1 protein-coding gene is annotated in these 1,600 nt (G+C 58.9%); it reads right to left on the bottom strand.

Annotated features, from left to right (window positions below; genetic code table 11):
• Positions 1-106 precede the first annotated feature (106 nt).
• The coding region (gene pstA, locus CW742_RS12350) for a phosphate ABC transporter permease PstA (protein WP_292420805.1) at positions 107-1,600 on the bottom strand (1,494 nt) is incomplete at its 5' end.

The following is a 1,600-nucleotide window of genomic DNA, read 5'->3' as shown; positions in this document are numbered from 1 at the left end:
TGTCCTGGTTATTCGGCGCTTTCAGCGGGACCGTATAAAGGGAAGTGTGCCCGTTTAACCAAAGGTTTACGTTGTTTGGGGTTGTCATTTCGGATTTGGACATAATTTATCCCCGTGCTTTGTTCTGGAAATGCGTTCTTACCAGGATCGCGACTGCATAGAACCCGATCACGAGCAGGAGCAGGACAAGCGCGGTCCCGTATTTGTTCATCGACGACCCGGGCACGTTGGTTGCCAGGATGAAGAGGTGGTACGGCAGCGCCATGACCGGCTGGAAGACAGAGTCGGGCAGGAACCGGGACGAGAAGACAACAGCAGTAAACATGATCGGGGCAGTCTCACCGGCAGCCCGGCCAATGGAGAGGATGGCCCCGGTTACGATCCCTGGCACTGCGGGCGGGAAGACTACCCGGCTGATGGTCTGCCACTTCGTAGCCCCAAGCGCAAGGCTCCCTTCGCGGAGCGAATGAGGGATGCTTTTCAACGATTCCTCCGTTGTCCTGATGACCGTCGGGAGAACCATCAGGGCAAGTGTGATCTGGCCCGCAAGGAGCGTAACCCCCACGTTCAGGTAGAGGACAATGAAGGCAAACCCGAAGAGGCCAAAGACAATGGAGGGCGTCCCGTTGAGGAGATCGACACCGGTCCGGATGACCTTTGTGATCCTGCCCTCGCGGGTGTACTCAACAAGATAAGCTGCCGCCCCCACTCCAAGGGGCAGGGCGATGGCAATCGCACCTGCAACAAGGTACAGCGTGCCGACAATGGCCGGGAGGATCCCGCCCTCGCGGCCAAGGTCGCGGGGCGGCTGGGTGAGGAAGTCCCACGAGAGTGCCGGCAGGCCGTTGATAACGATGTCGGAAAGGATGATGCAGAGAATGGCAAGGACGATGATCGTAGCAATACCGACAAGACCGAATGCAATTTTCTGGATGATCTTTTCCGATAAAAACGGCCGTCCGGCAAACCAGAGGGCCCCGGCTATAAGGACGACCGGTGCCAGCCACCAGGAGACCGATGTCAGGAAGATGAGTACCGCCGCGAGTACGAGCATTTCGGCAATGAAAACCATCTTATGCCGGGTTTCCGGTGAGAGGAATGGCTTTCGCCGGGAAGATGTTACCCGCCGCTCTTTCAGCCGGTTGAGGATCGCGACGGCCGAGAGGTTGATGATGAGCGTGATGATGAGCAGGACAACGGCAATCCCGAAGAGGGCGCTGTAGTGCTCGCTTCCGACCGGTACCTCTCCCATCTCGATCCCCAGCGTTGCCGTAAGGGTACGGAGCGGGGAGAGGATGTTCCAGATGGGCTCCGGAATGATGGCTGCATTCCCGGCAACCATCAGCACGGCCATGGTCTCGCCTACTACCCGGCCGATCCCAAGGATGATGGCTGCGGCGATACCCGAGAGCGCTGCCGGCACGAGGACCTGGCTGATGGTCTGCCACCGGGTTGCCCCAATCGCAAGAGAACCTTCCTTGTACTCGTGGGGTACGGAACTGATCGCATCCTCTGAAACGCTGATGATCGTGGGCAGGGCCATGATCCCAAGCAGGACCGATGCGGCAAGCCAGGTCTCTCCCGAGGGGACATCGAAGGT

The organism is Methanoregula sp. (assembly GCF_002835825.1).
GTDB lineage: Archaea > Halobacteriota > Methanomicrobia > Methanomicrobiales > Methanospirillaceae > Methanoregula.
Note: the sequence above shows the minus strand (reverse complement) of the source record. Positions and strands in the feature narration are given on the sequence as shown.